This window comes from Flavobacterium sp. AJR (genome assembly GCF_002156885.1).
Classification (GTDB): Bacteria; Bacteroidota; Bacteroidia; order Flavobacteriales; family Flavobacteriaceae; genus Flavobacterium.
The window spans coordinates 1-6,825 of sequence record NZ_NCWQ01000138.1; the positions used below are offsets into that span (position 1 = coordinate 1).

The 6,825-nt window shown below is 32.8% G+C and carries 7 protein-coding genes and 1 tRNA gene; 1 reads left to right on the forward strand and 7 read right to left on the reverse strand.

Going from position 1 to position 6,825, the window contains the following annotated elements:
* Nucleotides 1–135: 135 nt before the first annotated feature.
* From B8T70_RS22430 to B8T70_RS22455, 6 genes are all read right to left on the reverse strand, one after another.
* On the reverse strand, nt 136–570 hold the full coding sequence (locus B8T70_RS22430) for an energy transducer TonB (RefSeq protein ID WP_086896296.1): 435 nt from the start codon (nt 568–570) through the stop codon (nt 136–138).
* Between the two features lie 31 nt (nt 571–601).
* Nucleotides 602–1,828, reverse strand: a complete 1,227-nt coding sequence (locus B8T70_RS22435; protein ID WP_242667552.1) for a M56 family metallopeptidase — start codon at nt 1,826–1,828, stop codon at nt 602–604.
* A complete protein-coding gene (locus tag B8T70_RS22440; RefSeq protein ID WP_039116310.1) occupies nt 1,825–2,196 on the reverse strand; it encodes a BlaI/MecI/CopY family transcriptional regulator in 372 nt (123 codons plus the stop codon). The genes B8T70_RS22435 and B8T70_RS22440 overlap by 4 nt, the downstream gene beginning before the upstream one ends.
* 6 nt (nt 2,197–2,202) lie before the next feature.
* A complete protein-coding gene (locus B8T70_RS22445; RefSeq protein WP_086896297.1) occupies nt 2,203–3,165 on the reverse strand; it encodes a DUF6624 domain-containing protein in 963 nt (320 codons plus the stop codon).
* 23 nt (nt 3,166–3,188) lie between these two features.
* Nucleotides 3,189–3,611 carry a hypothetical protein gene (locus B8T70_RS22450; RefSeq protein WP_086896298.1) on the reverse strand — a complete coding sequence of 141 codons (423 nt, stop codon included), beginning with the start codon at nt 3,609–3,611 and terminating at the stop codon, nt 3,189–3,191.
* Nucleotides 3,612–3,984: 373 nt separating this feature from the next.
* A complete protein-coding gene (locus B8T70_RS22455; RefSeq protein WP_086896299.1) occupies nt 3,985–5,376 on the reverse strand; it encodes a dipeptidase in 1,392 nt (463 codons plus the stop codon).
* A 109-nt stretch (nt 5,377–5,485) separates the two neighbouring features.
* On the opposite strand from B8T70_RS22455, the gene B8T70_RS22460 reads away from it, so the two are divergent.
* A tRNA-Leu gene (locus B8T70_RS22460) sits at nt 5,486–5,567 on the forward strand.
* 361 nt (nt 5,568–5,928) lie between these two features.
* Here the strand turns inward: B8T70_RS22460 and B8T70_RS22465 are convergent.
* On the reverse strand, nt 5,929–6,558 hold the full coding sequence (locus tag B8T70_RS22465; RefSeq protein WP_086896300.1) for a hypothetical protein: 630 nt from the start codon (nt 6,556–6,558) through the stop codon (nt 5,929–5,931).
* Nucleotides 6,559–6,825 lie beyond the last annotated feature (267 nt).

The following is a 6,825-nucleotide window of genomic DNA, read 5'->3' on the forward strand; positions in this document are numbered from 1 at the left end:
CGCTTCTTGAAAAAGAAGCGGATTTTTTTATTTGTTATTATTTACAGATAAAACAAGAAAACGATCCTATGGTTTGTTGTAAAGTGGATTTCATGATTATATCTAAATATTATTTTCTAATAAAAAGAGCGTTTTTTAATCAGTACAGTCAATAGCTATTGGTAACGCAAATATTTGACTAATTGGTTTACCTTTATATAAAGCGGGAACCCAGTTAGGCAATTTTTTTAAAACGCGAACGGCTTCTTCTCCCAATCCGTAGCCTAAATCTTTGCTGACTTTAATATCTGATAAAGAACCATCTGTTTCTATGTTAAATGTAAGCATAAGTGTTCCTTTAACTTTATTTTCGTATGCTGCATCAGTTAGATTGAAGTGGGTGTAGAAAATCTTGTAAAAGCCTTTCATACCTGTATGAAATTGAGCTTGTCTTTCAAATTTACTAGGATGAATAAGGGTTTCATTTTGTTCATCGTTTTCAATTGTTTGGGAGATACCTTCTGTACTAAAAGCAAGCAATACAGTAAAAAGAACAATAACTTTGTAATTTAGCTTTGTTATTAATTTCATATTTTTTTTCTGGCTAAATTACTTTTTTTATTTATTTATCCTCTTGTACCGTTATTGGTAATTTGTACATTACTCTCGCTGGTTCATTGTTTAATGTGCCTGGTTTCCATTTTGGAGATAATTTTAATACGCGTATAACTTCATCGCCTAATCCGTAGCCTAAGTCATGAGCTATTTTATAATCAGATAATGAACCGTCTTTTTCGACATAGAAATCGATGATTACTTTTCCTGATACTTTATTTTTAGAAGCATCTTTAGGAATTTTGAAGTTTTTACCAATGAATTTGTAAAATTCTGTCATTCCGCCTGGAAATTCTGGCTGTTGAATGTTTTCGGTAGTATCTGTAAGGAAGATTGGTGGTTCGTTCAGTGCTTTTCGATTGCTTCCTTGAGCAATTGTTGTTGTGTTAAAAGCAAAAAATAATGTAGCAAATACAAAACCTACTACCGAGGTTTTTATTATTGCTCTCAATCGGGATTCTTTTTTTGTCATCATAAGTAAACGTTTTTTGGTTATTTGAAAATTAATAGAACTTGCAAGCGCAATCTGGCTTTGGTTGGAAGCCATTTTTAATAGTAAGTTTTGATAGTGAGAAACTGATTCTGATTGGGTTATTACTGCTTCATCGGCTAGAAATTCATGATTTAATTTGATAGCTCTTTTGTAAAGTATAAAGATTGGATTAAACCAGAATAGGATTTGTATTGCTTCAATAAGAATAATATCCAACGAATGTTTTTGCTTTATATGTGCTGTTTCGTGAGCAATAAGTTGTGTGTCGATTAGATTGTTTTTTAAATCACTTTCGTTTAAAAATATGGTATTTAAAAATGAATGTGGTAATATGGAATCTTCAATCAAAACCACTTTTTGGTTATTGATGATTTGTGATTTGTTGTATTTTATTTTTTTATGAATGGAATACAGATTCAACGCAAAGCGGATGGTTAGTAAGAGCGCAATAATTAGATATAGAGCAAATAAGCTATAAGTAATTGTCTGATTATTGGTTAGTGAATTTAGGTTTTGGGCATTGTTATTAATTACTATTTCGGGTAATCGAATAGCGTTTATTGCTTTTGATATTTTTGTATCGAATGAAAATAGCTGTAACGGAATGGTTAAGCCAAAAACTAAACTACTCAACAAATAGAATCTATTGAAGCCATGCATTTTTTCGTTTTCCAACCAAAGTTTATATACTACAAACAGGATTATAAGTAGTAATGACGATTTTAGGATATAGGCTATCATTTTTTCTTTTTTTGAATTTGACTATCAATGATTTTTTTGAGTTCTTCTAATTCCGAAGTCGATAAATTGGTTTCGGTGGTAAAGAAAGAAGCAAATTGCGATGCCGAATTGTTAAAGAAATTACTAATCAATCCGTTTACGTGTTTAGAGAAATAATCGGTCTTCTTGACCAATGGATAGTATTCTCTTGAGTTTCCAAATTCGTTGTAAGCAACAAATTTTTTGTCGATCATTCTTTTTAATAAAGTGGCAACGGTTGTTGTAGCCGGTTTTGGGTCAGGATATGCTTCTAGCAAATCCTTCATGAACGCCTTTTTTAGTTGCCAAAGGTGTTGCATTAATTGTTCTTCGGAGTTGGTTAGTTGCATTGTGGGTTATTTTTTAATTTTTTCTAATTTTTCAAACTCTGGTAATTCCTTTTTATAAGCTTCTACATCCCAAACAATTCCCCATTTTTGAGCATATTCGGCTATGGTTCCTAAACCAACTTCTGCGCGTCTTTTGTCTACATTATCGGGGTCTTCTAGTGGTGAAATGTATTGCTTGTTTGTAGCTGGATTTTTGGCAAGTTGGCTTCCGTAAATTTGTTTTCTCCCTTCTCTTAGTGCGATGCGGTCTTCTAGTAATGCTAATGAACTTGCTTTTGCATTTCCTTTTTTGACAGCGTCTCTCATCATGGGTAAATATTTTTGTTGCGTTTCTAAGTCCGAATGCTGTATTACCAGAAACAAAGTTTGGTTTGCCTGGCTGCCTACAACGTTTTCACCGATCCATCCTTTTTCATCAAGTATCTTGGATATTTTAATTAGGTTCAGGCTGTCTTTATAATTTATGATTTTACCAATGCTATCTATTTTTTTCTTATCATAATTTGGGCTTTTATATATTGTCATGAATACCTTTCTTATGTTTTGATCCTCTTCAAAAATAGAGAGTAGTTCTTCTTGCAGAGGTTTGTCATAATTTGCTTCCATAATGTTAAGTTTCTTTTGAAGCTTGGTTATTATTTTTTGCCATTCCTTCTCGGGATGCAATATTGTTAAGTCGTTATCTTTTTTTAGATGGTATAAATTTTCATAACCATTATCGATTGCTAAGTTTAACCATTCGAATGCTTTTTTAGTTTCTAATGACCTTGCTGCTGAGCATGCTCCATTGTATAATTGTGTCGAATTTTTGTGTTCTAGTTTAAATGCCTTTTCATAATATGTAACAGATGATTTATAATCTTTTCCTTTGTAACAAGAGTCTGCTTTTTGGATATATTCTTTGTAGGATTGTGCTTGTAAGGAAGTAATACCCAACAGGAATAAAAAAATGGCACTTATTTTTTTCATAATTTTTAAAATAGAAATTTTGGTTATTTGTTTTTTGTAGTAGATGTTAATTTTCTGTTGCTGTATTTTTTTATTTCGATTAGTTTGCCTGCCGTGTCGTAATATTTCCAATCATTATAATAAAACCAATGTATTTGTTCTTGGTTCTTTTCTAATTTAGTTTTTCCTTTTGATTGTAATTTTCCATTCGGATAATAATATTTTACTTTACAACTGTTGCCTTGATATTTTTCTGTTTTATATAGCGTATTGTTTACGTAAGATTTCCATTTTTTTACCGGTTCGTCTTTCCGGTAGTATTCAAATGATTTGTATGTAACACTATCTTGTGTATAAATGTCTATCCAAACGCCTTCTTTCTTTTTGTCAATCTTCTGATTGATTGGATTGCTCTTGCATCCAGAAAGCAGTGTTATGTAAATTAATAATAGGATATATCTACTCATAAAACTTATTTTGCTCTACAAGACAACATCTTGCTCTACAAATGTAGAGTTAATTTTTTAATTTCCAAAATTATTTTTTTGAGGGTCAAAGGTTTAGAGGTGCAAAGGGACAAAGGTAAAAGGAATAGAGGCTCAAAGGAGCTAAGAGGCAAAGGTATTGTGAGTACCAAAAAAGGTAGAAATTTTAAATCCAGCTATTCAGTTCCGAACCTTTGGGACGATCGGAGAGAACGCCCATAAAAAAATCCGCTCATTGCTGAACGGATTTTGAGGTTTTATACCTAACAGATTTTAAATACCTGATAGGAAAACTTTGCGAACTTAGCGAAAAGACTTTGCGCGCTTTGTGGTAAATCTTCACTTTGCAGTTGGCTTATTTTTTAGAAAGCTCTACAAAATATTTGTAAAACAACGGAATAGTTTCGATTCCTTTTAGGTAATTGAAAATTCCGAAATGTTCGTTTGGTGAGTGAATTGCATCACTATCAAGACCAAAGCCCATAAGGATTGTTTTGCTTTTTAGTTCTTTTTCGAATAATGCTACAATCGGAATACTTCCGCCTGAACGAACTGGAATTGCAGGAACTCCAAAAGTTTCGGTGTAAGCCATATTTGCCGCTTTGTAACCAATGCTGTCAATTGGTGTTACATATCCCTGACCTCCGTGATGTGGAGTAACTTTTACGGTTACGCCTGCTGGTGCAATGCTTGTAAAATGTTTTGAGAATAACTCGGTAATGTGCTCCCAATCTTGGTTTGGAACTAAACGCATAGATATTTTTGCGAAAGCTTTGCTTGCAATAACCGTTTTAGCTCCTTCGCCTGTATATCCGCCCCAAATTCCGTTTACATCAAGTGTTGGTCTTATAGAGTTACGTTCGTTGGTTACATATCCTTTTTCGCCATAAACATCGTTTAGGTCTAAGGCTTTTTTGTATTTCTCTAAGCTAAATGGTGCTTTTGCCATTTCGGCTCTTTCTTCTAGCGTTAATTCTTCGACATTGTCGTAGAATCCAGGAATTGTAATATGGTTGTCTTCGTCATGTAATGAAGCAATCATTTTGGCAAGTACGTTAATAGGGTTTGCAACTGCACCACCGTATAAACCTGAATGTAAATCGCGGTTTGGTCCTGTAACTTCTACCTCTACATAACTTAAACCACGTAATCCTGTTGTGATAGATGGTTGCTGATTAGAAATCATTCCAGTATCTGAAATTAATATCACATCGTTTTTAAGTTTTTCCTGATTGCGCTCTACAAACCAACCTAAACTTTTAGATCCTACTTCTTCTTCACCTTCTATCATGAATTTTACGTTACAAGGCAATGTATTGCTTTGTACCATATATTCTAATGCTTTTACGTGCATGTACATTTGTCCTTTGTCGTCGCAAGCACCACGAGCAAATATTGCTCCTTCTGGATGAATTTCGGTTTTTTTGATAACTGGTTCAAATGGGGGAGATGTCCATAATTCCATCGGATCTGGTGGCTGAACATCATAATGGCCATAAACTAATACGGTAGGTAAATTTGGGTCGATTATTTTCTCTCCATAGACAATTGGGTACCCCGGAGTGTCGCAAATTTCGACAAAATCACATCCGGCTTTCTCTAAACTTACTTTTACAGCCTCAGAAGTGTCAATTACATCTTGAGAATATGCAGTATCTGCACTTACAGATGGAATTTTTAATAATTCGATTAACTCATTGATAAAGCGTTCTTTGTGTTCTTGAACGTATGCTTTTATAGTGTCCATTTAAATTGATTTTTATAGAATTTCAAAAATACGAAAAATAGAATTAATATTTTTTTTCAAAAAAGCTTTGAAAATTAGAAGTTATGATTATCTTTGCACCCACAATTGAGCGGATATGGTGAAATTGGTAGACATGCCAGACTTAGGATCTGGTGCCGCAAGGCGTGTAGGTTCGAGTCCTATTATCCGCACTACTTACTTTAAAAACCCTTAAAATATAGTTTTAAGGGTTTTTTTTATGTCTTTACTTTACTAAATTATTGGTTTTTATAGGTCAAGATTCAAAAGATGGTGATTGAGTAAAAAAATTTACCGCAAAGTACACAAAGAGAAAAACGCAAAGGTTCGCAAAGTTTAATCAATAGCTTCAACTTAGTTTGTCCTTAAAAAAAGTAATGCTGATGAAACGGATTTATTCTGTAAAGACGCGGATTAACCACGGATTTTTTATTTAACATTATTAAATCCGTGTTTTTCTGCGTCTTCGCGATAGCGAATCCGTTTCATCAGCGTTCTATTTTATGCGCAATCAAACAAAGGTTTTATTTCCATCTAAGCATGTTCAATCCTTTTCTTTATAATCTCCAGCAATTCTTCTTTTGTCATAAAAGTATTCATGAAGTCTTCTAAGTTTCCTTGGTTAGAAACTTCTCTGAAAAAGACTTCGTGATCTGTTCCAAATAATGTTGGGTTTTCAGGATTTGGATCGGATAAGCATATATAATAATGGTCTGGAAAACCATAACTTGAAATAAGCAGAATAAAATCTGGCGAATGGTCGTTTGTTACTTTAATGATTTCGCTTAAATCGGTATCTTCATCTTTAAAATCATCGTTCCATTCGGCGTAATCTTCTGTGCCTTCTTTAAAAGGTGTAAAAGGAGAAACTTGCCAAAACATCTGACCGAATCCTTCATCTGTTAATCTGAAATATTTTTGAATTATCTTATCGTAAAAATCTTCTTTGTTTGCTCTAAAAAGAGCTTCGTTTTCGTTGATGAAATCGCTTATTCCGTAAATGGGTTCTTCTTCTTCGGCGGTTGCCCAAGGTGTATCTGTTGGTCGGCGATACAAAACGGTATCAAAAGTTATAGATTGTAAATCTTCCTGAAGTGATTTGCCTTTTACATTGTCGATATTTCCGCCTAATTTTTTGATTTGCTCCAGAATCTCCTTTTTCATTTTTTGGTTTTATTAAATATTATTTAAAAATAGGAATTCTCAGGGTATTAAAAAAGGAATGTGGATGCAATGATAAAGATAGGTTTGTTTTAGATATAGCATTTGTATTGTGTTTTAAAAAGAGTATTTTCATAATTAATTTTAGATATTAATTTTTAATGTAATTTGTTTTTAGAAAAAAATATATAAAATAAAAAATCTTTCTATATTTGAATTTTAACAAAACTTAATCCTGATAATTCTTATTTTAACTTAAAAGGTAGTCTT